Here is a 314-nt window from a genome sequence, read left to right as displayed (position 1 = left end):
CAGGCCGGCACGATGCCGTCGCCGATCGCGGTGGAGATCATCTCGGCGGCAGTGCCGGCCGAACCGCCGAAGAAGGTATCCAGTGCGTTGTCCACACCGGCGATCACGCCTTCACCACCGGGCTGGACCTTGACCCACTCACGGACCTGCGAATCGACCTGCGGGGCGGTCTGCACGACATTGCGGACTGCGTCGGCGGCCGCCTGTCCGACCGGGCCGGAGGACTGCCACTGCTCGACCGTGGAGTCGGCCTGCTCGGTGAGCACGTCCTCCCCTACGTCCGGCAGTTCCACCTCGATGGGCTGACCTTCGTC

General features: G+C 68.5%; 1 pseudogene. It reads right to left on the bottom strand.

Annotated elements, in window-relative coordinates:
* Positions 1 to 314: pseudogene (locus tag NVV99_RS27330) on the bottom strand (insoluble domain protein); the annotation flags it as partial.

The organism is Rhodococcus sp. PAE-6 (assembly GCF_025290685.1).
Lineage (GTDB): Bacteria > Actinomycetota > Actinomycetes > Mycobacteriales > Mycobacteriaceae > Rhodococcus > Rhodococcus pyridinivorans.
The sequence above is the reverse complement of the archived record's forward strand: the minus strand, read 5'-3'. Positions and strand labels throughout refer to the sequence as shown.